The sequence below is a fragment of the Algoriphagus sp. genome, assembly GCF_039969895.1.
Lineage (GTDB): Bacteria > Bacteroidota > Bacteroidia > Cytophagales > Cyclobacteriaceae > Algoriphagus.
In genome coordinates this window covers 544822-568760 of sequence record NZ_JBDVMZ010000012.1, presented here as the reverse complement: position 1 = coordinate 568760, position 23939 = coordinate 544822, and the positions used below count along the sequence as shown (strand labels likewise).

Here is a 23939-nt window from a genome sequence, read left to right as displayed (position 1 = left end):
TTAAACACCGTACACTATATATATTAACAAAAACCTTCGAGGTTTAAAAAACTCTCAAAGGATATACTTTACCGCTTCCCGATACACCTCAGCCAGCTTCACGCTTTCTCGAACTACCTCGCCGATGATAATAATCGCCGGAGCTTCGATTTTAGCTTCCTCTGCTTTATGAACGATATCAGAAATATACCCAGCTACAATCCTTTCTTCGCTAGTTGTACCACTTTGAATAATCGCTATCGGCAGATCAGCTTTTCCAAACTTACTATAAACCTGTGAAATCTCAGATAATTTCCTAGTTCCCATCAGCACCACAACAGTTGCAGTGGACTGTGCTGCCAAAGCTAAATCTCTTGATAGTTCTCCGGCTGAAGTCGTGCCAGTTACCACCCAAAAGCTTTCTGAAACACCTCTTTTCGTCACCGGAATGCCCGCTGAAGCTGGAACAGCAATCGCTGAGGTAATCCCGGGAATCATTTCAGTAGGGACACCAAATGCTTCTATATATTCAATTTCTTCAGATCCCCGTCCAAAGACAAAGGGATCTCCACCTTTAAGACGTACCACATGTCCATGCTTTTTGGCTAAACTGACACAAAGTTGATTGGTGTCTTGTTGTGGCAAAGAATGTTTCCCAACTCTTTTCCCCACAAATACCTTTAATGCGGAATCAGGTGCATGATCTAATAAAACCGGATCAATCAGCGCATCATATAAGACTACATCGGCCTTATTCAGTGCCAGGACTGCTTTGAGCGTGATCAATTCAGGATCACCCGGACCTGCTCCGACCAGCGTTACTTTCGGTTGGACTAAGGACTTCATGCAGTCACCTCTTCCTCACGGTAGCTTTTCAGCAATCCGTAGATTTCCAAAGCCTGCGCTGCATAAGCATTTGCAAACTCTTCATTAGGTTCGTTTTGATTGATCTGGTAAACTTTTTCAGAGAATGATCCTCCCAAATCAATTTTACCAGATTCTACAAATACCTCGTCAAATTGCTTGATGATATTTGCGTAGGAATTTGTGCTCACACTTTCGCTGAGCAAGATCGCCTTTGCGGCATTGATCAAGCCTGCGTAATGATGGTATATGCTATCAGACCAGCGCCCTTCTTCCAGGCATTTTTGGGCGATATCAATTTTCTCCTTCGCTTCCAAAAGCAAGGTAGCCACCAAGTCAAGTACCACTCCGGCACATTCACCCACACCCACGGCAATTTTATACTCTTCAGTATTTCCCCAGTCCACATAATCGGCTGGAGTCACCGTAGAAGCATCACCGAGTTCTTTCAACAAATCGTAGAAATAGATCTGCCCTTTTTCGTCATAGTAGCTCAGGAAATCCAGACCATTTGCATTTGTTTCGAAATCATCCAGTAAGATTCTCAATGCCTGAGGACCTCTTTTACTTGGAATTTTCGTCACTTTATCTGCAAAGCGTCCATTACCATCACCCATATTTCCCCCTCCTAGGAGTACCTGAAGCGCAGGAATTACAACTTTTCCGGATTTCATGGACATGCCCTGAAAACCAATATGAGCCATATTGTGCTGGCCACAGGCATTCATACAGCCTGAAATCTTGATAACTAAATCCTGATTTTTCAGGTATTGAGGATATTCAGCAAGAATCACTTTTTCCAATTCTGCCGCAATTCCAGTTGAGCTAGCAATGCCAAGGTTACAAGTATCTGTACCCGGACAAGCAGTGATATCACCCAAAGAATTATAACCAGCTGAAGCCAAACCGATTTCCTTCAGCTCTTTGTAGAAATATGGAACCAAATCCTCACGAACATCACGGATTAGGAAGTTTTGGCGAAGTGTAAAACGAACTTCTGCGCTTGCATATTTCTCTACCAAATCCGCCAGTTTTCTTGCTTGATCTGTATAGAAATCCCCAAGCGGAACTCTAACACCAACAGAGACATAGCCTTTTTGCTTTTGAGGCAAAATATTGGTGAGCTTGAAATGCTCAAAGTCCAAGCCTAGCTCCTCTTCTACAGAAGCCGATGGAGCATCGGGAAGTTTTTGCGCAGCATCATAAGACTCATGATCAATAGGATAAGACTTGAACGGAAGTGCTTTTTTCTCATTTTCCACCAATTCCAAAAATGCATCTAACCCAATGTCCTTGATCAGGAATTTCATTCTGGCTTTCATTCTTTTTGCCCGCTCTCCATAGCGATCAAAGATTCTGATCACAGCTTCCGCAAAAGGAATGATCTGATCTGACTCCACAAACTCTGAGAATACATCCGCATGACGTGGCTGAGAACCAAGCCCGCCACCAAGCATCACCTTGAATCCACGAACTTCCTGTCCCTCGATAACCTTTACTTTTGGGATAAATCCTAAATCGTGCAAATAACTAAGGCCAGTATCCTCATCTGAAGAGGAAAAAGAGATCTTGAATTTACGACCCATTTCCTGAGAAATCGGATTTCTTAAAAAGTATTTGAATGTAGCATCTGCATAAGGAGTTACGTCAAATGGCTCATTAGGATCGATGCCGGCTGTTTCTGAAGCAGTGACATTTCTTACGGTATTACCACAAGCCTCACGGATGGTCACATCATCCCGCTCCAGTTCCGCCCAAAGCTGCGGCGTACGGTCCAAACTCACGTAGTGAATCTGGATATCCTGACGTGTAGTGATATGTAATCTTCCTGTAGAATATTCTTCAGAAACTTTGCAAATTCTGCGCAATTGATCCGAAGAAACTCGACCATAAGGCAGTTTGATTCGGATCATCTGCACACCTGGCTGCCGCTGGCCATAGATGCCTCGCGCCAGACGAAGGCTACGGAATTTTTCTTCATCTATATTACCTCCATTGAAAAGCGCAATTTTCTTTTCTAGGTCGATGATATCCTGTTCTACAATATTGTTTTCAAGTTCTGTTCTGAAACTTTGCATGGCTTACTAGGTTTTTGAGGTTCGGAGTTGAAAAATGGTAAGGTTAGAAAGTTGATAAGTTTACTTTACCGCTATCCAATATTTCACTTTTAGGTCTATTCTATGAATCCAACCGAAACGGTATCATACTCTGCTTCATCGATTAGAATAAAGCTTCCATTTGATTTATTTGACTTATAGGTGTCAAAATGAATCGGCTTATTTAGTCGTAAATGTACCCGCCCGATGTCATTCAACTTAAGCGAATGCGCAGCCTCACCTCCAGTGAAATCCGTATGAATTCGGGAATCGATCTGTTCTACTTTTGCCATGACACGATTTACTCCATGTTGCAAAATGTATTTTTTACCTACTGTGAGTGCCTTGTTGTTTACTTGGCAAATCGTAGCGGTAATCTGCTTCTCGCTGCGTGGAATTGCCGAGCTTTTGACCATCATATCTCCTCGGCTCAAATCCACTTCTGTCTCTAGCGTGATCGCAATGGAACTCCCCGGAGCAGCTTCCTGAATCTCTTGATCGAAATAGTGAATGCTTTTAATCTTGGAAGTAGTCAAGGACGGCAAAAGTGTAACCTCATCACCAACTTTCAGGCTTCCTCCATAGAGCATTCCCGAAAAACCTCTGAAGTCATGCCAGGCTTCCGTCTTTGGACGGATGACATATTGAATTGGGAATCTGGCCGCCGTACTTTCTTCCAAATCTTTAGGCTCCAATACTTCCAAATGATCCAACAAGGTATTTCCTACATACCATGACATCTCTTCAGACTTTCTGGCGATATTCTCACCTTTCAGTGCAGAAACAGGAATAAAGTTGATCTGATCTTCTGCGAAATCTGATTTGGCAACCAATGCATCGAAATCCGCCTTGATTTTCAAATAGACATCTTCACTATAACCTACCAAATCCATCTTATTAATCGCTACAACTACGTGGCTGATACGCAGCAAGTTGGCGATGAAAAAGTGACGGTAGGTCTGCTCGATCACTCCTTTTCTAGCATCTATCAAAATGATCGCAACCTGAGAAGTAGAAGCACCAGTGACCATATTTCGCGTGTATTCCACGTGACCTGGCGTATCAGCTACGATGAAATTGGTCTTTTCTGTATTGAAATAAATATGCGCGACGTCAATCGTGATGCCTTGCTCACGCTCAGCGACCAGACCATCAGTAGCTAGGGAAAAATCCAGGTAATCGTAACCTCGCTGCTTGGAGCTACGCTCGATTGCTTCGATTTTATCAGTTGTCAGTGAATTAGTATCGTACAGTAATCGCCCAATCAGCGTGCTCTTGCCATCATCGACAGAGCCTGCGGTAGCAATTTTTATAAGTTTTCTATTTTCAGACATGTTGTTCAGTTTTAAGTTTCTCTGTTGTCCTGCTTCTCCAGAAGCTGGACGTAATTCATGCTGCTTCTGGAGAAGCAGCATAACGACAAAAAAAATCGGGACAGGCTGTCGTTCTTACCTCCTTCTCGCAATGACGTTGCTACTTCTAGAAGTATCCCACTTTCTTCCTGGTTTCCATCGCAGCTTCGGATCGCTTATCATCGATTCTGGCACCTCGCTCGGAGATGGAAGAATTTCTAATTTCCCCCACTACATCGTCGAGAGAAACTGCTTCCGAGAATACAGCGGCTGTACAAGTCATGTCTCCCACCGTTCTAAATCGCACCATTTTCACCTGAACCTCTTCATGTTCCTCACGAAACACATGCTCGTTGGCAGTCCAGATCAACCCATCACGAAGGAATACTTCTCGCTCATGCGCAAAGTAGATCGATGGAATCTCAATATTTTCTGTTTTGATATACTCCCACACGTCCAACTCAGTCCAATTTGAGATCGGGAAGCAACGAACATTCTGTCCATTATGGATTTTACCATTTAGCATATCAAAAAGCTCCGGACGTTGATTTTTCTCATCCCACTGACCAAAGTCATCTCTCACTGAGAACACTCTTTCTTTTGCTCTGGCCTTTTCCTCATCTCTTCTCGCTCCACCGATACAAGCATCGAATTTGAATTCTTCGATTGCATCTAAAAGTGTGGTAGTCTGCAGAGAGTTTCTACTGGAATACCTGCCTTTTTCCTCACGGACTTTTCCTTGGTCTATAGAATCCTGCACATTTCTGACAATCAGCTCCAATCCAAGTTCTTCCACCAATCTATCCCGGAATTCTATGGTCTCAGGAAAATTATGTCCGGTGTCCACGTGCAACAAAGGGAAAGGGATTTTAGCTGGATAAAAAGCCTTTTGAGCCAGTCTCACCAGCGTAATAGAGTCTTTTCCTCCAGAAAAAAGCAAAACCGGACGCTCAAACTGCGCCGCCACTTCACGAATGATGTGAATCGATTCTGCTTCTTTTGGATTAGGTATTAATAGGTTGTTCATGGTATTTATGATTTACGAAGTACGATTTACGAGATGAAATTGTACTCCAAACTTTATCTTCTATTTGCTTCGACTTCGCTCAGTCTGCCATCGATCTTATTTCTTAATTCCAATTTTTCATGCCGAAGGATGAATGTTCAATCATGAATATCGAAGTGAGCCCCTCACCCGACATCGGACATCAAACATCTGTCACTTCGCATGCAAGCCACACTCCTTCTTCGAATCTTCCCACCACCATCTTCCGGCTCTCGCATCTTCACCTTCCATGATGGCTCGGGTACAAGGCGCACAACCAATACTGATAAAGCCCTTGTCATGAAGTGGATTATATGGAATATTTTTCTCGTTTATATAGTTGATCATATCTTCAAATGTCCAATCCAACAAGGGATTGAACTTCAAAATTTGATTTCCCTCATCCCATTCGATGCGCTTCATATCGCTACGATTGGCTGATTGCTCGGCACGAAGTCCCGTCACCCAGACTTCATTTCCAGCTAATGCCCTTCTAAGTGGCTCAACCTTACGCACAAAGCAGCAGGATTTTCTATTTTCAACAGAATCATAAAACCCGTTGATACCAATAGCAGAAACCACTCTTTCTACCGAGTCTGTAGTTGGATAATACACGTTGATATTTTGATTATACTTGGCTTCAGTTCGGGAAAGTAGATCCAAGGTCTCGGGAAACAGTCTTCCGGTATCCAATGAAAATATGGAGATAGGCAAATGCGCATCAGCAATCAGCTGCGTGATCACCTGATCCTCCTGACCTAGGGAAGTCGAAAAAGTCACTTTACCTGGGAAAAGTTCAGCTATTAGCGCCAACCCATCCTGCGCACTCAGCTGAGAAAGCTGAGCTTCAAGTTCATGCATATTTTTCTTGAGTGTCATCAGCTTGTGTTTTTGGAGTGTTTTCCCAAACCCTCTCGTGGAAGTAATAGAGAATGATCTTGGAGAATACTTCTACTGAACCAATTGATATCGCCATTACCATCTCACCTGTCACAAAATAGGAGATGATAATCGTGTCAATCGTCCCAACAATTCTCCAGGAGATTGACTTAAGTAAGCTTTTAGCATTGCTGTCCTTACCGGACTTGCTACTGAGTAGCTTTTTGAGTGGTTGGTCTAAAATCATACTAGGTTTTTACGAGAGTAATACACAAAAGTATATAAACCCTATAAAATATGTAGGGTTTATGGGTAAAAAATTTTACTCTTTGTTCAAAATATCTTCTAATGATTTGTTTTCCAGTATTTTAAGTGTCTCATCTCTCACCTGAATCATCACCTTATTAATCCCACAAACTGCCTCATTTTTACACTCTTCACAGGGTTCATAGTAATTCAGACTCACACAGGGAAGCAAAGCGATCGGTCCATCAAGTAAACGGATTACCTTAGAAAGTGGAATGTCTTTAGGTTCTTTGATCAGGTAATAGCCACCCCCTTTCCCTTTCTTGCTACCAAGCATGCCTGCCTTCTTCAGTTCCAGTAGTATATTTTCCAAAAACTTGTGCGAAATCCCATGCTCCTCGGCGATTTCTTGGATCAGAACTGTCTTCTCATCTTTGTGTCTGCCGAGGTAGGTCAGGGCATGCAGGGCGTATTTGGTCTTTTTAGAAAGCATAGACAAAAATAAACTTTTTCAGGTAATACCCTAGTACGGTACTAGGCTTTAATAAATATGACAAAAAAAACGGGTATGAAGCCATACCATTGTTAATTACCTAGTATTTTTAAAACATCAATTGTCCGAAACATCTAGTATATACTCGGCGGTATACCCTAGCTTGATTACATCGGAGTTTTCCAATTCCCTTTGAAGATTCATTTCAGACACCAAATACCCCTTTGATGTAGGAATAAACCGCCACAATTGAAACACTTTTGGATCCAAATCTATTTCTTCAATCAAGTTCAAATCATGATCAAAAACCAAAAGAGTTGTCTTCCGATCTTCCCAATAGGAACCTTTAAAGCCATCAACAACGGACTTCTTATGAAAATAAATTCTTGAGAAGAGGTTAACAGACTTATGGTAAGCAAGTTCACTGTAAAATGGTGACCCCGATTGCCATTCGTTTAATCTCACAAAATCACTAGATGAAACCAACTCCTTTTCAACTGGTTCTGGAATAGCGTCAGCATCTATAGGTGAGGCAATTACTTCATCAATCAATTCCCCAGACTCTGTATCTAGCAAAAAAGCATGATGACTGATAGGATAAGTCAAATAGGTCGTATCACCCTTCACCAAGAAATAATTTCGGTCAAAAATTCCAGTATAATTTTTGTCTCCCCGAAATTTCATTAACCCTTGGGCGGCCCCTAATCCATACTGCCAATCTTTCTTTTCAAGATCAAAAGCACCTATTGTTTGAGCATTTTCAACTTTATCCAAAAAAATATAATCAACAGGGAGAAAAGGGATATACACCCAATTCTTCTTTTTATCATAGTAAATAGACCTTAACGGTTGTAAGTTATAATTGAAACTACCCTTATCTAGAGCCAAATTCATCGTTTTCCACCACAAATTATCAACATCAAAATCAAAAAATGGTAAATTCTCCTTATACAAAACTTTCCCTTTAGAATCATTTATCATCAAAATAGGAGGCATGCGCTGTATGGTGAGTATGGAATCCATACTGATGGGGTAAGCATATATTATCTCATTTCTTACCTCATATTCGGGTATTTCAACAACCCGAAATGCCCCGGAAATAATATTCACATGGTAAATTTTATTTTCAACTGGATAAATTAAAACTGAGTCTCCCCATAAATAATCCATACTCATCTTCTGAAACCTATGGTTCAACTCTTCATTGATGATAGGCTCAACATCTTTTCTTATAAAATTAACATCAAGGGACGAATTGATTTTATTTGATGCAGATGTATAAATTCCACCATGATCTGATTGATTATCCTCAGAACAAGAGAAAAGTAGGGTAAGGAAAATGATCGAACAGTATTTTTTTATCATAATTAATCTAAATATTCATAGGGCAAAATAAGACACGATTCCAAAGACCCTCATTTCTTAAAGTTTAAAAAACTACCGTAACCTTGAAAGGCTAGGGTAGAAACATACTAATTAATCCCCTGATTCTTCAGGAGGCCCATCGGAGGTAGCCCCGGATTGGCATACCGAAGAGAAGAAAGACCATTCGCAGTAATAGGTATTATTACCACTTTGAACCCAATAACCCGTATTTGAAGGGAAACCATCTTCTTCCTCCTCAGCATTAATGGAACCTACGAAGCCAAGCATAAACAAGGCTAGAAACACAAAACTAAAAACTCTTTTTGAAGCTGTCATTTTTCTTATTTTAGTTAAAAGATTGATTAAAAAGTCCTCTGCGCATTGAACTTGAACTAAACATACCCCCCCCAATCTACAAATGCAAATTTTAGTATGAATATTTTTTAAAAATTAGTTAAAGAGCTGACGATCAATGATATCAATTTTAGTTCATGCTAAAAGACAATTTCTAACTCTTTATATTTTAATCATTTAGCATATGACAAAATATTAGTAGTCAACAATTAAAAAATCTTTTTTGAAAAACTTGAAATCAAAAAATCCCCAACTGTTGAGCTGGGGATAATAAGTTAACCCTTCGACTTCGCTCAGGGTGACATAACCGGCCTATATGCTACTTAAAGCAATTCCACACTTCTCTTCACGAAGGCAGTCAGATCTTTGCCCGTAAGCAAGCCTTGGGAAAGAAGGGCCAGATCAAATGACTGCTTAGCAATTTTGATCTTCTCTTCTTCAGTTTCAGCTTTCAGGACTTTGTCTACCGCAGGGTGATTACCGTTGATCGCGACTTTATACGCATCAGGGAGTGAACCGTAGAAGCCCATTCCTCCACCACCAGTAGCAGCCATTTCTTTCATTCTGCGCATGAATTCCTCCATAGTGATCGTCACCGGAAGTTCCTCAGGACTCAAGCCTTCCACTTCTACCGTGTAGGTCTTGTTGTTGATCGCTTTGTCGAAGATTTCCTTCACTTCCTTGCTCTGATCTTCAGTCAGCAAGTTGGCGTAGGTCCCATCCTTCTGGATCAGCTTCTCAGCCACATCAGCATCTACACGCTTCAGCTGAGATTTCTCCAGCTTGGATTCCAAGTTTTGGATAAAGTGGCTGTCGATCGGTGAGTTCATCACCAAGACATCGTAGCCTTTATTATTTGCAGACTGAATAAATCCATCTTGCTTGTCTAGATCAGTTGCATAAAGAATAACCGTCTGATCATTCTTATCTGTTTGATTTGGCTTCACCTTAGACTGGTATTCTTCTATGGTAAAGTACTCACCAGTTGCATTTTTCAACAAGGCGAAGTCTTTACCTTTTTCGTAAAATTTATCCTCAGAGATCATTCCGTATTTCACGAAAAGTCCGATATCATCCCACTTGTCTTCGTATGCTTTTCTATCCTTTTTATACAACTCAGCAAGCTTATCTGCTACTTTCTTGGTGATGTAAGAGTTGATTTTCTTCACATTTCCATCCGCTTGCAAGAAGCTTCTAGATACGTTCAGCGGAATATCCGGAGAGTCGATCACACCATGAAGCAACATCAGGAACTCAGGGACGATGTCTTTCACTTCATCAGTGATGAAGACCTGACGGCTGAATAACTTAATTTTATTTCTCTGAAGTTCGAATTCGTTTTTCACCTTAGGGAAATACAACACTCCGGTCAAGTTGAATGGATAATCCACGTTCAGGTGAATCCAGAAAAGCGGATCCTCAGACATTGGATAAAGTTCCTTGTAGAACTTCAGATAATCTTCGTCTGTCAGTTCACTTGGTGACTTCGTCCAGATCGGAGCAGTGGTATTGATGAGGTTATCAACCTCTACAGATTTCCATTTCTTCTTGCCTTCCTCGTCCACTCCATCCTCTACGGATTCGGTTTTTGTTCCAAATTTGATCGGAACCGGAAGGAATTTCGCGTACTTATCCAAAATTCCCTGAAGCTTCCACTTGTCCAGAAATTCTTCAGAGTCTTTGTTGATATGAAGGATAATGTCCGTTCCGCGCTCTTTTCTTTTTCCTTTGGAGATTTCAAAAGAAGTAGAACCATCGCAGGTCCACTTAGCAGCTTCGGCACCTTCTTGGTAGGAAAGCGTGTTGATTTCTACCGTATCAGCAACCATAAAAGCTGAATAGAAACCTAGACCGAACTTACCGATGATCTCATTAGCATCTTTGGCATCTTTGAATTTCTCTACGAACTCCTCTGCACCGGAGAAAGCCACCTGATTGATGTACTTTTTGATCTCCTCTGCAGTCATCCCTAGCCCGTGGTCAGAGATGGTGATGGTTTTCTTTTTCTCGTCAAAACTCACTTCCACCGTGGTGTCACCAAGTTCGCCCGTGTACTGACCTAATGTCGCTAAACGCTTGATTTTTTGCGTCGCATCAACTGCGTTAGAAACTAGTTCTCTTAGAAAAATCTCGTTATCAGAATAGAGAAACTTCTTGATAATCGGGAAAATGTTCTCGGTATGTATCGAGATCGTGCCTTTTTCCTGCATGGCTATAAATTAGTTTAGTTAAACACTTGTTTGTCGGGCACAGAATTGCAACTGTTGTTCCAAAGGAGATTTGGTGTCAATTTGGCAGAAACGAAAGTCAGAAATCAAAAGTGAAAAATCTGAAATTTCACGATTTTAGATTTCTCACTTCATACTTCTGACTTACCTTTGGGCGATGTGGAAAGAAATCACCGTCTTAATTCATAAGGAAGTCACGCTAGAGTGGCGACAGAAATTTGCGCTGAATGGGATTTTGCTTTATGTGGTTTCCGCAGTTTTTATCACCTATCTGAGTGTAGGAGCGAAGCAGGGAAATATTTCCTCTCCGACATGGAATGCGTTGTACTGGATCATTATTCTATTCTCAGCAGTGAATGCGGTGGCAAAAAGCTTTGTGCAAGAGCATCAGGGCCGACAACTCTACTATTACATGATCGCTTCTCCGGAGGCGATCATCCTGTCTAAGATCATCTACAACACAGGACTAACTCTGATTTTAGCACTTCTAGGCTATAGTGTTTTTTCAGTGATCTTAGGTAATCCCGTGGGAGATCAAGGTTTGTTTATCCTGAATTTAGTATTGGGAGCCATGGGCTTCTCAGCCAGCCTGACGATGGTCAGCGGCATAGCTTCCAAAGCAGGAAATAATGCGACGCTAATGGCGATTCTGAGCTTTCCGGTGATTATACCGATCCTGTTGATGGCTATCCGAATATCCAAAAACGCACTTGATGGATTAGATTGGAGCGTGAGTATGGATTATTTACTCACACTTTTAGCGATCAATGCCATAGTCGCCGTGACAGGATATATCTTGTTTCCGTATTTGTGGAGGTCTTAAGATTTGAAAATTGAAAAATTGGAAGATTGAAAAACTTGAATAGTATATGATTGCATCCAATGAAGGTTAGATCTAAATAAAACCCCTTGAAGTTCTTACAATCTCGTACTTCGTAAATCGTAAATCCAATATCTTACTTCCCCTCAAAAGACTTTGCAAAAAGTACCGTTTTCAGGAACTTATGACTTATTTTTGCGCTTGAATTAGCAAAGTTGCCCTATGCGCCAATCCTGGTGGAAAATTCTTGCAATCGCCCTGCTGCTGTACACCATTATCGCAGGCTTGCTGATGGAAGCCCCAAGACTTCCTATCCTTAACGAAACCATCCGTGCCCTTCACTTCCACGTGACCATGTGGTTTGGGATGATCCTGATGCTCGTGGTAGCAGTTTATTACAGTATCAAATACCTCCGAACAAATGACCTTCGAAACGATGACTTGGCGGTAGAATTCACCAACGCGGCGATTCTATTTGGCGTTTTAGGAATCGTCACTGGGATGCTTTGGGCCAAATATACTTGGGGAGACTACTGGAGTGGAGATCCCAAGCAGAATGCAGCTGCCATCGGAATCTTGATGTATTTTGCCTATTTGATTCTAAGAAATTCCCTAACTGATTCGCAGCAAAGAGCCCGTATTGGAGCCATTTACAACATCTTCGCATTCGCGGCTTTTATCCCACTTATCTTTGTATTGCCTAGATTGACAGATAGTTTGCACCCTGGAAACGGTGGAAACCCAGGTTTCAATGCCTACGATTTGGACTCTAAACTTCGTGCGGTTTTCTACCCGGCCATTATTGGTTGGACATTATTTGGAACCTGGATAGCAACCGTGCGCGTGAGAATGCGTAGGGTGGAGAGGACGATTGAAGACCGTATGATTAATTCTTGATTAATACTTATTAAATGAAAAAATTACTAACCCTAGTGCTCCTGGTTTTCAGTCTTTCTGCTTTGGCACAAGAGAAAATCGCTGTCACAGAATCTGACTACACCAATAGCTCAGTAGAAATGGCAGATGTGATGCGCGGTGATGGCAAAATCTACGTGTTGGTTGGTGTTATCGCGATCATTTTCATAGGAATCACCGGCTACTTAATCAGTACCGATCGAAAGATCAGCAAACTTGAAAAAAATCTTCGTTCCTAAATTTAGCTAATATGAAAAGAGGACATTTATTCGGACTCGGAATTATTGCGATAGCAATAGTAATCATCATGACATCCATCGGTGATGCAAGTAGCTACGAAAGCTTCACCACTGCCAAAGAAATGAAGCAGGACGGAGATGATAAAGCTATCCACGTGGTAGGTCAGCTGAAAAAAGATGCGAGTGGTGAAGTAGTTGGGTTGAACGTGCGAGAGGATAAAGTCTCTTTTACTTTCATGCTCGTGGACAACGAGGGGGTGGAGCAAGAGGTCTTTTACAATGAGCCAGTACCAGCAGATTTCACTCGTTCAGAATCTGTAGTGGTGATCGGTTCATACAAGAATGACGAAATATTTATTGCAGACAAAATCCTGATGAAATGTCCTTCTAAATATCAGGAAACTGAAGTGCAGGCGGCAGGAATGTGAGTTTAAGCTCAGTTAGAATATAAAATCCATGATCAATACCTTTATCGGTAATCTTGGCCACTTCATGACCATAGTGGCCTTCGTCAGTGCTCTGACTACCGCATACGCTTACTTTCAGTACTTCCGAGCAAACGAACTTGAGAAAGCCAGCTGGAAAAGATTCAGCAGGATCAGCTTCGCTATCCACGGTGTTTCCGCAGTGATGATCGCTTTTTCACTTTTTGAGATCATCTACAATCATCGCTTCGAATACTTCTACGCCTATTCACACAGTTCGGAAGCACTACCAGTTCACTACATGATTTCCAGCTTCTGGGAGGGTCAAGAAGGGGCCTTTATCCTTTGGATTTTCTGGAATGTAGTGCTAGGGACCATCCTGATTTTTACCAATAAATTCTGGGAAGCCCCTGTAATGGTCGTGTTTGCGCTTGTGCAGGCATTCTTGGTTTCCATGATCTTAGGCGTGGTAATCGGTGAGTTGAAAATCGGTAGTTCTCCATTTATTCTGTTGAGAGATGCTACTCAGGCGCCGATTTTCCAGATGAATCCTGACTTTGTACCAGAAGACGGAACAGGATTGAATCCACTTTTGCAAAACATCTGGATGGTGATTCACCCTCCTACCTTGTTCTTGGGCTATGCTTCTACCTTGGTTCCTTTTGCCTTCCTGATGGGCGGACTGGTGACCAAAAAATACTCTGAATGGATTCGTCCAGCTTTGCCTTGGGCGATTTTCTCTGCCATGATCTTGGGAATGGGAATTATCATGGGGGCTTACTGGGCCTATGTGACACTGAACTTTGGTGGGTACTGGAACTGGGATCCAGTTGAAAACGCCGTGTATGTGCCTTGGTTGATTCTGGTAGCATCTATCCACACGATGATCACTTTCAAGAAAAGTGCTACCGCGCTCAAGACTTCTATAGTCTTGGTGATCATGACGTTCATTCTAGTTCTTTATGCCACTTTCCTAGTGAGATCAGGTGTATTGGGAGATGCTTCTGTGCACTCATTCACCGACCTTGGACTATCTGGTCAATTGCTGATCTACATGCTGTTCTTCCTTGTGATTGCTGTAGTGCTTAGCGTAAGAGCATGGAAACATATCCCTACTTCTGAGAAAGAGGCATCTGTCTATTCCCGTGAATTCTGGGTATTCATCGGCGCAACTACGTTGGCTTTGATGGCTTTTCAGGTCATTCTTCCAACCTCTATTCCGGCATGGAATGCGATGGTGGAAAGCTTCGGCGGTATATCTAATATGGCTCCTCCGGCAGATCAGGTAGAGTTTTACACCAAGTTCCAACTCTGGTTTGCAGTAGCGCTAGCGATGCTTACTGCAGTAGGACAATTCTTTTGGTGGCAAAAAATGGACAAGAAAGCATTGAAAGATGCGCTTCTGACCCCATACATCATCTCACTCCTGCTTTCTGCTGCGATTATAGTTTTGGGCAAAGTTTACGACTGGCAATACATCATCGTGGTGGTTGCGGGTACCTTTACGATCACTGCCAACTCAGTGATATTGGCAAAAATTCTAAAAAAATCTAGCTTCAAACTAGCAGGCGGTTCTTTGGCACATATAGGATTAGGCATGATTCTCATAGGCATCATGTTTAGCTCAGGCTATTCGGACACCATTTCTATCAATATGTCAGGATTGACATACAGCAATAGCTGGGAAGACGAGTTGAACAAAGAGCATGTGCTCCTTTGGATCAATAAACCTACCCAGATGAAAGACTACACGGTGGTATATCGGGGACGTCAGAAAAAAGTGAAAGGTATCTCTGAGTACGTTCCTGCCAAAATCCTAGAGCCTACAGGTGAAGTAAACAAGGCACTTGCTCTGGAAGATTATAAGGATTATTTCCAAAAAGGTGATGAGGTAGATATCGTCCTAGAAGAGAATGATTACTTCCAGATCGAATATTACCAGAATGAAGTGATGAAATTTTCGCTCAGCCCGATGTCTCAGTTCAACGAGGGAATGGGTGGTTTGATATCTTCGCCAGCTTCGCGGATTTTCATTGACAAGGATCTCTATACCTATGTGGCTGCGATGAATGATTCGGAAGATCCCGATTGGAAAGAAGATGAAATCTACGAAGTAGCGCCAGGCGAGCAATTCCATGTAGCGGACTTTGTAACCTATTTCGATGGGGCAGATGTCCTTCAGGAACTTGATGGCTATGTACTTCAGGAGGGTGACGTAGCTGTGCGGGCAAACCTTCGAATTCTGGATTATGACGTAGAAAAATTGCTGCAGCCTACCTTCATCATCCGAAACAATCAGGTGGGTAAATTGCCTGTGATTGATAATGAGTTGGGCCTGAAAATTAGTTTGGAAAACATTCTGCCTGAGGAAAATAAGTTTGTCTTCAAGGTCAATCAATACCAAAAAGACTACGTGGTAATGAAGGCAATCGTAAAGCCTTATATCAATGTACTTTGGATCGGTACGATCGTGATGCTGATAGGCTTCACAGTAGCGATCTTCAGAAGATTTGACGAGTTCAAAAAGATGAGAGATAAAGGAATGGAGGTTTAAAGTCTAAGCTACGAAAGCTTAAAGCTGAACTATATAACAAGGAAGCCCGACGATATCGCCGGGCTTTGTTGATTTTAAAAAAAATTTTGGGACATTACTAATCTATGAATAATTCAGTTTTCAATTGAATCAAATCCTCAAGTAGCTCTTGCTTCATTTTCTGAGTATAAATACGATAAATATCACCAGAGTTTTGAAATTCAACTAACCTTTCAAGATCCCGAAGTCTAGCTGTCCATGTGACTCCATCTGTCACTAGAAGAAAATAGGTGTCGCTACGCTTTTCATTAATTATTTTCTGGACGTCACCTATTACATCACTCTGCTTGCTGCCGGTAGCCCCATAAGCTTTCACTTCTATGACGATACTAGGTTGTTCAGTTGATGGAATACAAAAATCAGCCTTAGCAGAGCTAAGCCCATTTGACCCAATAAAACTTTTTCGTATTTGGAATGCGCCGAAAACCTCCTTGACGATGAGTTCTACGAAATCTTCTAGGTTTTTACCTCTTGTTTGGCCTTTGATAGCACTTCCTCTCCCCATTTTCAACCGTTCCTGAATGATGTCTTTCCACGAAAAGGCTCTTGAAGACATCTCATTTATTTTCGAAATTAAGCCTAGTTTATTTAGCGTTTTTACATAGGCTTCAGGATTAAACTTAAAGGATGTTTTACCATAGCCTCTAGGATTCTCAAAGAAAATAGCTTTTAACGTTTCTGTAAATTCATCTTTAGATTGCTCTAGAATTATTCGAAAAAGAGTAATAGCTATATCAAAATCTTCTTCCAGTAAATTCAAAAGATGATCTTCTGTCAAGTCATCTTTTCCCTCAAATTTATTTAGATAATCAATAAATTTCATCGCAAAAGCATCTTTCCAATCGGTCAAAACTTCTCCTAAATCTTCTACTAGCTGGCTTTTCGTTTGTCTGTGCCTCTTCATATTAACTTTGACCTATCACTAAATACTCATTGACGTTTGATCTAGACACTGACGAATGATTGCCAAAATGATACTTATGAGGCTTAACTTTGACTTCAACATCTGATTTATGATTTCTCATTATAGAAATTAGTGTTTCCAAATCAGGGTAAGCATTTGAAGAATATGACAAAACTAAAGTGCTATCAGAAAACTTATCAAACATTTCTTCAAATGCTTGAATAGCAGTTTTCCTGTAAGAAAATGCAGTATATTTTTTCTTGATTTTCTTCACCTTGGTATTTTTCATAATCTCTTCGCCCTTCCAATATTTTGAAAGACCTTCCAAAAAATGATATCGCTTTACATAGCAGTTATCGTCAGAGGCTGGCACATAAGGAGGATCCATATAAACTAAGTCAGGCTTATACATTTTATTGCTGAAATCGAAAACATTTAAGTTGAAAGAAGCATTTTCTTTATGATTATCAAAAACCACCTCATTGTAGATTTTCACTTGTTCTACAAAATGTTCTTTGAGCGATAATCTCAAATCTCTCCTACCATCATTATATCTATCTAGATTACCCGAAATTGTAAATACTCCACGAGGTTGTTTCTTTAAGCAAGATCTGAACAGTGAAGTGTAGGCTAATGCTTTTTTATATTTTGAATCTAGATGAGAAATATTTGCTGAAATTGCATCCAAAAAAAGAAGGTCGGCTGAGTCATAAAAAATATCTTTAAATGTTTTTTGAATAAAATCATCTGACTTCGCATTCATATCAAGTAAACGCCTCAAATCATTAGAATCAATTACCTCAGTATTATTTTCTATTACTCCTTTTGAAATTACAGAAGAAAAATTCAAAAAGTCATTTGAATAAACTTTTTTATCCATGGCTTTCATAAGGTATGAAACAACTCCTGATCCAGAGAATGCGTCTAATGCCGATTCGAATTCTAGGCTTTTCAAAGCCTCATGAATCCAAGGAACTAGCTTATTTTTACTTCCCATATACCTCATCAAAGGATATCTTGAAGTTTGATACTCGACAGAGTGATCTGAATCAAATGGAAATAATTGCAAGTCCTGCATACAAATTTTAGGTTTATTCTTGTTACCAATAAAGCTTAGAATTTAACTTTTTCTAACTTCCAATCAAAAAGCTATTCCTTCATCATCCTTAGAATCTCCTCCAAATATTCCCGAGAGTTGGATAATCTTGGCACTTTGTGTTGTCCTCCCAGCTTGCCTCTATTTCGCATCCACTTTTCAAAAAGACCTCGTGGCGCAAGGTGTATGATAGGTTCTACCAACGCTAGCCCTTTATGGCGCTTAGCATCATAATCCGAGTTTATTTCACGTAGGTGTTCATCCAAAAGTCGATTAAACTCTTTTGGATCGGTTGGATCTTTTTGAAATTCTATAATCCACTCATGAGCCCCTTTGGATCCAGATCCTTCAAAATAAACAGGTGCAGCGGTGAAGTTGGCAATCGTCGCTTGAGTACGCTCGGCAGCAAATTCAATTGCTTTCTCCGCATTTTCCACAATCACCTCTTCGCCAAAGGCATTGATAAAATGCTTCGTACGGCCGGATATTCTGAATCTATAAGGTGCGGTAGAAGTGAATTTGACCGTATCTCCGATTTTGTATCGCCAGAGTCCACCATTGGTAGTAATCACTAAAGCGTAATTTTTATCCAATTCTACTTGAGCTAATGGAATGACTTCTGGATTTTCGCTTTCCCACTCTTCCATCGAAATGAACTCATAGAAAATCCCATAATCCAACAGGAGTAACAACTCATCTGAATCCTTTTGATCCTGAATTCCGAAGAAACCTTCCGATGCATTGTAGGTCTCCATGTAACGCATTTTTTCAGAAGGAATAAGCTCCTTGAAAAGACTTCTATAGGGTCCAAAAGCAACCGCTCCATGAAAAAACACCTCCAGGTTGGGCCAAACTTCCGTTATATTCTTCGCTTTCTTGAGCTCCAGTACTTTTTGTAAAAGTACAATAGTCCAAGTAGGAACTCCAGCCATGCAGGTCACATCTTCGTCCATGGTCTCGCGCGCCATCTTTTCAATTTTGGCTTCCCACTCTCCCATCAGCGCGGTTTCCTTCGAGGGAGTCCTGACAAAATATGACCAAAATGGAAGGTTTTCCATGATTACCGCAGATATATCTCCTGCTCTGGCTGTGCCTTGTGGATTGAGCGGATTGTGCTCGAGCGTACCTCCTATCGTTAGTGACTTGCCTGCAAAAAGTCTGGAATCTGGGTAGTTGTGCATGTAAATCGCAATCATGTCCTTGCCGCCTTTGTAATGACATTCCTCGAGACTCTCATGCGTCACTGGGATGTACTTGCTACGACTGGATGTCGTACCCGAAGATTTAGCAAACCACTCTATCTCGGTATTCCAGAGTACCAGATCATTTCCCTCCATTGCTTTGTCGATGAAGGGTTTGAATGAATCGTAATTCCTTATCGGTACTTGGTTTACAAAATCCTCGTAGCTGCGAATCTCAGAGAAACCGTGCTCCTTCCCGAATTCTGTTTCTCTGCCGGATGCTATCAGCTCTTTAAAAATTGCATCCTGAACCGCAATTGGATGTTGTTTGAACTTGTCGATCTGACCTATTCTGCTTTTGAAAAGCCAGGACATCAGTGAGTTGAGAACTGCCATCAGTTAAAAACTTTTCGTTTCAATTCAAAATTAGCACCCAGATATACTTTCCTTACCTGCTCATCGGCGGCTAGTTCCTCGGCAGTTCCGGCTTTGAGTAGTTTCCCTTCAAACATTAAGTAAGCGCGATCGGTGATTGAGAGGGTTTCGTTCACATTGTGATCCGTGATCAAAATGCCAATATTCTTTGTCTTCAGCTTTGCCACGATAGTTTGGATTTCCTCCACAGCGATCGGATCGACTCCGGCAAAAGGCTCATCCAACAAGACGAATTTGGGATCAACCGCCAACGCTCTGGCGATCTCTGTTCTTCTTCTTTCTCCGCCTGAAAGCACCATTCCAAGGTTTTTCCGCACGTGAGTCAAACTGAATTCCTCCAGCAAGCTTTCCACTTTTTCCTTTCGCTCTTGCTTAGGCATTTTGGTCATTTCCAGGACAGCCATGATATTTTCCTCCACGGAAAGTTTCCTAAAAACAGAAGCCTCCTGTGCCAAATAGCCTATACCAGCCTGAGCTCTCTTGTACATAGGCCGACTGGTGATATCTTCTGTTTCCAAAAAAATCTTACCCTCGTTTGGTTGAATTAACCCAACGATCATATAAAATGAAGTGGTTTTGCCGGCTCCATTTGGACCTAAAAGTCCAACTATCTCGCCTTGGCTCACCTCCACGGAGATGTCATTCACCACCCGGCGCCCTTTATAGATTTTTACTAAATGCTCAGCTCGAAGAATCATATCAATCAAATTTTATGTCTTTCACGTAGAGTTGCAAACTGCTCTTATCGCGAAATACATTTTCTCTCATTTCAGCAACTATATCAAATCTCATTTTGCCCCGAAGCATATTTACAGTCGTGAGATCAGGGTCTTTTGCCCGATCTGCCATCCCAAATCCCAGACAAACCGGTGTGGTAACTTGACCATCCTGGACGATCTTGAACCTTAAATGCTTGTCCTTCAACACTGCTACATCCTCGGCATAGACATTTGAGATACGGAAAACAGGTTCAGTATTTCCAGGACCAAAAGGCGCCATTTGCTTCAAGATATTATAAAACTTGTAATTAATCTGATCTAAGGACAATTCATCGTCAACTTCTATTACGGGCTTGCGGTGAACTTCCTGAATTCTACTCTTCACCACAGCCTCAAATTTCTCCTGAAACGCTGGGACATTTTCCACAGAAAGCGTCAAACCCGCTGCGTACATGTGTCCCCCAAATTGATCAAGCAAATCCGCACATTCTTCGATGGCTTCGTAGATATTAAAGTCCACCACAGACCTTGCACTTCCGGTTGCTTTTCCATTGGACTCCGTCAAAATGATCGTAGGTCTATAATATTTCTCAATACAACGACTCGCTACGATTCCGATTACTCCCTTGTGCCAGTCTTCTTTGAAAAGTACTGTGGAATTCCACTCTACCGACTCCTCACGGGATGCGATCAACTCAAAGGCCTCCTTGGTAATGTTCTCGTCAAAATTCCTCCGAGTGGCATTCACCTCATCCACCACTTTGGCTCGTTCCATCGCACCTTCCAAGTCTGAAGAAATCAAAAGCTCAACGGAAGCCTTTGCATGTTCCAGCCTACCAGAAGCATTGATCCTTGGACCGATTTTGAACACCACATCAGCTATGCCAATGTCCTTTTCCAGATTACTACTCAGCATCAATGCCTTCAATCCTGGCCTTGGCGTATTATTCAATCGATCCAGTCCATAATAGGCCAGAATCCTATTTTCTCCAGTGATCGGCACTATATCCGCTGCGATGCTCACTGCCACCAAATCCAAGTAAGTGTCCAGCTGCGAAGAATCGATTCCGCGCTTCATCGCTAATGCCTGGATCAGCTTGAACCCTACGCCTGCACCGCTCAATTCCTTGTATGGATAATCACAATCTCTACGCTTGGCATCCAGCACGGCTACTGCTGCTGGCAATTCATCGCCTGGCGTATGATGATCGCAAATAATAAAATCAACCCCAAGTTCCTTCGCCAAAGCTACTTTTGCTATAGCCTTTATCCCGCAATCGAGCGCTATTATGAGCTTAATACCGTTCTCTGCAGCAAAGCGAACGCCCTTTTCCGAAATACCATATCCTTCCTTGTAGCGATCTGGAATATAAAAAATTACCTCTGGGTAGAAGGTTTTCAGAAATCCATACATCAGCGCAACAGCTGTGGTGCCATCCACATCGTAATCCCCATAGACCATGATCTTCTCTTCTCCAGCAATCGCTGCTTGTATCCGATCTACCGCTTCTCTCATATCCTTCATCAAAAAAGGATCATGAAGCTGAACCAAAGATGGCCTGAAATAACTCTTTGCCTGCTCAAAACTCTCCACTCCTCTATTGATCAGCATGTTGGCCAATGTCGGATTGACATTGATCTCCTTGCTCAACTGATCTATGGCAGCTTGTGAGGTTTTTGGCTTTTGTTTCCAGAGGTACTCCATGAGGGTAATTTAGTAAGCTAAGTTTCTTGTGATAGTATAAATTAAAAGTACTTGTTTCATTATCGGCTATTGAGCCCAAAAGTTTAGCGCAGAGCAGAAAAACTAACTAGTAGCCTCTTTATATTTTCCCCAAAAATAAACCGGGAAAATAAGCGCTTTGAGCTTCCAATCATTCTTCTGATGCAAGGTCAAGCTAGTATTCGCATGCACCGCCCGATACATCTTTCCCGCCATAAGACAATGTCCAATCAATAAGACAAAAACGGCAGCATATATAATCAGTTCGGTCATTAAAGTTATAAGGTGTTAACTGGCAAAGTTGTTAAGTTACTTCAGTCTTTGATCTCCTGTCTTCAAGCTTTTTTCTGCAAAATCAACGCTGCCCAATTGTCTTTGCTTTGCTGAGCAATCAGAGTCAGACCAAGTGGTTTTGCATGATCCGTTAGGTCCTCGATATCCTGCGTGTAAAATCCACTGAGTAATAAAAAACCATCCTTTTTAACCAAATCAGCATAAAGAGCCATTTCGTCAAGCAGGATATTCTTGTTGATATTAGCCAAAACAATATCGAATTCACCCTGAGGCTGCACATCTCTGATGGTTCCAAGTCCCATGCGGGTGGTCAGACCATTCAGATCAAAGTTCTCATTGCCGTTCTCCACGCACCAATCGTCTATATCAAAGGCCTCAACTTTACTCGCCCCAAGCAGATGAGCCATGATGGCTAGAATTCCCGTCCCAGAACCTACGTCTAGCACTCTTTTGCCTTGGTGATCCAACTGACCCTGATGTCTAAGCATCTGAAAAGTCGTCGCATGATGCCCAGTCCCAAATGACATTTTGGGATTAATGACTATTTCGTGTTGAAAACCAGTTTTGCTCGGGTGAAAAGAAGCTCTGACATACACAAGTTCATCTACTTCTATGGGGTCGTAATTTTTCTCCCACTCCTCGTTCCAGTTAACTTTAGGCATGATCCCCTCCGTCAATTGGATCTCAGCTGCCTCTTTGTATTGGGAAATAACAGCATCGAATGCCTCTCTATCGAAATCTGACTCCAGTGTATAAGCATCAATTCCCTCCTCAGTCTCGAGGAAGGAATCAAAGCCTATCATGGATAGTTCTGCTATAAGGATTTCCTGGAATTCCTCCAGGCAGGTGATCTTAAACTCCAGGTAATCCATTTTAATTAGAAAGATTTGATGATGTCAACGAAATCTCGTGACTTCAGTGAAGCTCCACCGATCAGTCCACCGTCCACATCTGGCTTGGCAAATAACTCTTGTGCATTTTTTGGATTGCAGCTACCGCCATATAGAATGGAAGTTTTGTCTGCGATGTCTTTGCCATATTTAGAAGCTACATGTCTTCTCAAAGCTGCATGCATGTCCTGCGCCTCCTCAGAGCTAGCAGTTTTTCCCGTTCCGATAGCCCAGATTGGCTCATAAGCGATGACAATTTTAGAAAAATCCTCAGGGCTTAAGTCAAAAAGTCCTTCTGTCAATTGGAATTTCACATTGGGCTCATGCGTACCGGCGTTTCTGATTTCAAGAGATTCACCACAGCAGAAAATCGGAGTTAGACCATTCGCTAGTGCAAGTTTTACTTTGGCAGCCAGCATTTCATTGCTTTCTTTGAAATATTCACGGCGCTCAGAGTGGCCTATGATCACATATTGAACACCGAAGGATGCAAGAATCTTAGCAGAAACTTCACCTGTATAGGCACCGGCTTCTTTGTCAGAGCAATTTTGCGCCCCGATAAAAACGCCTCGAGCTTCACCGATAAGTTTTTTAACTGGGAAAATATGAGGAAAAGGAGGATTGAGTACTGCGATGGCTTCACCAGAATGCTCATCTTTCATCATATTTAAAATTTCGGAAGTAAGGGTCTGACCTTCTTCGAAAGTCATGTTCATTTTCCAGTTTCCGGCTACGATTTTCTTACGCATGATTAGTTTTGAAAATTTAATAAGGTTTGATTAAAAAGGGATTCACTCTAATTTG

General features: G+C 41.6%; 23 protein-coding genes. 5 read left to right on the top strand and 18 right to left on the bottom strand.

Features of this window, described 5'->3' with window-relative positions; translation table 11 throughout:
- Positions 1-54 precede the first annotated feature (54 nt).
- The 10 genes from cobA to htpG form a co-directional block, all read right to left on the bottom strand.
- A complete protein-coding gene (gene cobA, locus ABJH64_RS08665) occupies positions 55-825 on the bottom strand; it encodes a uroporphyrinogen-III C-methyltransferase (RefSeq protein WP_348274507.1) in 771 nt (256 codons plus the stop codon).
- A complete protein-coding gene (locus ABJH64_RS08660; RefSeq protein WP_348274506.1) occupies positions 822-2921 on the bottom strand; it encodes a nitrite reductase in 2100 nt (699 codons plus the stop codon). The genes cobA and ABJH64_RS08660 overlap by 4 nt, the downstream gene beginning before the upstream one ends.
- Before the next feature lie 95 nt (positions 2922-3016).
- A complete protein-coding gene (locus ABJH64_RS08655; RefSeq protein WP_348299236.1) occupies positions 3017-4273 on the bottom strand; it encodes a GTP-binding protein in 1257 nt (418 codons plus the stop codon).
- 145 nt (positions 4274-4418) lie between these two features.
- Entirely contained in the window at positions 4419-5318 is a 900-nt protein-coding gene (gene cysD, locus ABJH64_RS08650) for a sulfate adenylyltransferase subunit CysD (RefSeq protein WP_348274995.1), read from the bottom strand.
- A gap of 192 nt (positions 5319-5510) precedes the next feature.
- Complete coding sequence (locus tag ABJH64_RS08645) at positions 5511-6215, bottom strand: phosphoadenylyl-sulfate reductase (RefSeq protein WP_348274994.1); 705 nt, start codon at positions 6213-6215, stop codon at positions 5511-5513.
- Positions 6190-6462, bottom strand: a complete 273-nt coding sequence (locus tag ABJH64_RS08640) for a DUF2061 domain-containing protein (protein ID WP_348274993.1) — start codon at positions 6460-6462, stop codon at positions 6190-6192. The genes ABJH64_RS08645 and ABJH64_RS08640 overlap by 26 nt, the downstream gene beginning before the upstream one ends.
- Before the next feature lie 75 nt (positions 6463-6537).
- The gene (locus ABJH64_RS08635; protein WP_348274992.1) at positions 6538-6954 is read right to left on the bottom strand and encodes an Rrf2 family transcriptional regulator; all 417 of its coding nucleotides are present in this window, start codon (positions 6952-6954) and stop codon (positions 6538-6540) included.
- Positions 6955-7071: 117 nt separating this feature from the next.
- Positions 7072-8319 carry a DUF4221 family protein gene (locus ABJH64_RS08630; protein WP_348274991.1) on the bottom strand — a complete coding sequence of 416 codons (1248 nt, stop codon included), beginning with the start codon at positions 8317-8319 and terminating at the stop codon, positions 7072-7074.
- A gap of 111 nt (positions 8320-8430) precedes the next feature.
- Entirely contained in the window at positions 8431-8655 is a 225-nt protein-coding gene (locus tag ABJH64_RS08625; protein ID WP_348274990.1) for a hypothetical protein, read from the bottom strand.
- Positions 8656-8996: 341 nt separating this feature from the next.
- Positions 8997-10883: a molecular chaperone HtpG gene (gene htpG / locus ABJH64_RS08620; protein WP_348274989.1), complete on the bottom strand. Its 1887-nt coding sequence runs from the start codon at positions 10881-10883 to the stop codon at positions 8997-8999.
- 175 nt (positions 10884-11058) lie between these two features.
- Between htpG and ABJH64_RS08615 the strand changes: the two genes are divergently transcribed.
- The 5 genes from ABJH64_RS08615 to ccsA (ABJH64_RS08595) all read left to right on the top strand — a co-directional run bounded on the left by ABJH64_RS08615 (position 11059) and on the right by ccsA (ABJH64_RS08595) (position 15854).
- Positions 11059-11724 (top strand): heme exporter protein CcmB, encoded by a 666-nt coding sequence (locus ABJH64_RS08615; protein WP_348274988.1) that lies wholly within the window; start codon positions 11059-11061, stop codon positions 11722-11724.
- 219 nt (positions 11725-11943) lie between these two features.
- A complete protein-coding gene (gene ccsA, locus ABJH64_RS08610) occupies positions 11944-12618 on the top strand; it encodes a cytochrome c biogenesis protein CcsA (RefSeq protein ID WP_348274987.1) in 675 nt (224 codons plus the stop codon).
- A gap of 14 nt (positions 12619-12632) precedes the next feature.
- Positions 12633-12875 (top strand): CcmD family protein, encoded by a 243-nt coding sequence (locus ABJH64_RS08605; protein ID WP_348274986.1) that lies wholly within the window; start codon positions 12633-12635, stop codon positions 12873-12875.
- An 11-nt stretch (positions 12876-12886) separates the two neighbouring features.
- Positions 12887-13303 carry a cytochrome c maturation protein CcmE gene (locus ABJH64_RS08600; RefSeq protein WP_348274985.1) on the top strand — a complete coding sequence of 139 codons (417 nt, stop codon included), beginning with the start codon at positions 12887-12889 and terminating at the stop codon, positions 13301-13303.
- Between the two features lie 28 nt (positions 13304-13331).
- Complete coding sequence (ccsA, locus tag ABJH64_RS08595) at positions 13332-15854, top strand: cytochrome c biogenesis protein CcsA (protein WP_348274984.1); 2523 nt, start codon at positions 13332-13334, stop codon at positions 15852-15854.
- Positions 15855-15951: 97 nt separating this feature from the next.
- Here ccsA (ABJH64_RS08595) and ABJH64_RS08590 read toward each other — a convergent pair whose 3' ends face one another.
- The 8 genes from ABJH64_RS08590 to tpiA form a co-directional block, all read right to left on the bottom strand.
- A complete protein-coding gene (locus ABJH64_RS08590) occupies positions 15952-16797 on the bottom strand; it encodes a DpnII family type II restriction endonuclease (protein ID WP_348274983.1) in 846 nt (281 codons plus the stop codon).
- 1 nt (position 16798) lies between these two features.
- Positions 16799-17875 carry a DNA adenine methylase gene (locus ABJH64_RS08585; protein WP_348274982.1) on the bottom strand — a complete coding sequence of 359 codons (1077 nt, stop codon included), beginning with the start codon at positions 17873-17875 and terminating at the stop codon, positions 16799-16801.
- Between the two features lie 71 nt (positions 17876-17946).
- Positions 17947-19470, bottom strand: a complete 1524-nt coding sequence (locus ABJH64_RS08580) for a GH3 auxin-responsive promoter family protein (RefSeq protein WP_348274981.1) — start codon at positions 19468-19470, stop codon at positions 17947-17949.
- Entirely contained in the window at positions 19470-20207 is a 738-nt protein-coding gene (gene lptB, locus ABJH64_RS08575; protein WP_348274980.1) for an LPS export ABC transporter ATP-binding protein, read from the bottom strand. Before lptB ends, ABJH64_RS08580 begins: the two co-directional genes overlap by 1 nt.
- A gap of 1 nt (position 20208) precedes the next feature.
- Positions 20209-21933, bottom strand: coding sequence for a single-stranded-DNA-specific exonuclease RecJ (gene recJ, locus ABJH64_RS08570; protein WP_348299803.1), 1725 nt, complete (start codon positions 21931-21933; stop codon positions 20209-20211).
- Positions 21934-22035: 102 nt separating this feature from the next.
- The gene (locus ABJH64_RS08565; protein WP_348274978.1) at positions 22036-22224 is read right to left on the bottom strand and encodes a hypothetical protein; all 189 of its coding nucleotides are present in this window, start codon (positions 22222-22224) and stop codon (positions 22036-22038) included.
- A gap of 62 nt (positions 22225-22286) precedes the next feature.
- Positions 22287-23117: a 50S ribosomal protein L11 methyltransferase gene (gene prmA, locus ABJH64_RS08560; RefSeq protein WP_348274977.1), complete on the bottom strand. Its 831-nt coding sequence runs from the start codon at positions 23115-23117 to the stop codon at positions 22287-22289.
- A 5-nt stretch (positions 23118-23122) separates the two neighbouring features.
- On the bottom strand, positions 23123-23884 hold the full coding sequence (gene tpiA, locus ABJH64_RS08555; RefSeq protein WP_348274976.1) for a triose-phosphate isomerase: 762 nt from the start codon (positions 23882-23884) through the stop codon (positions 23123-23125).
- Between the last annotated feature and the right edge of the window lie 55 nt (positions 23885-23939).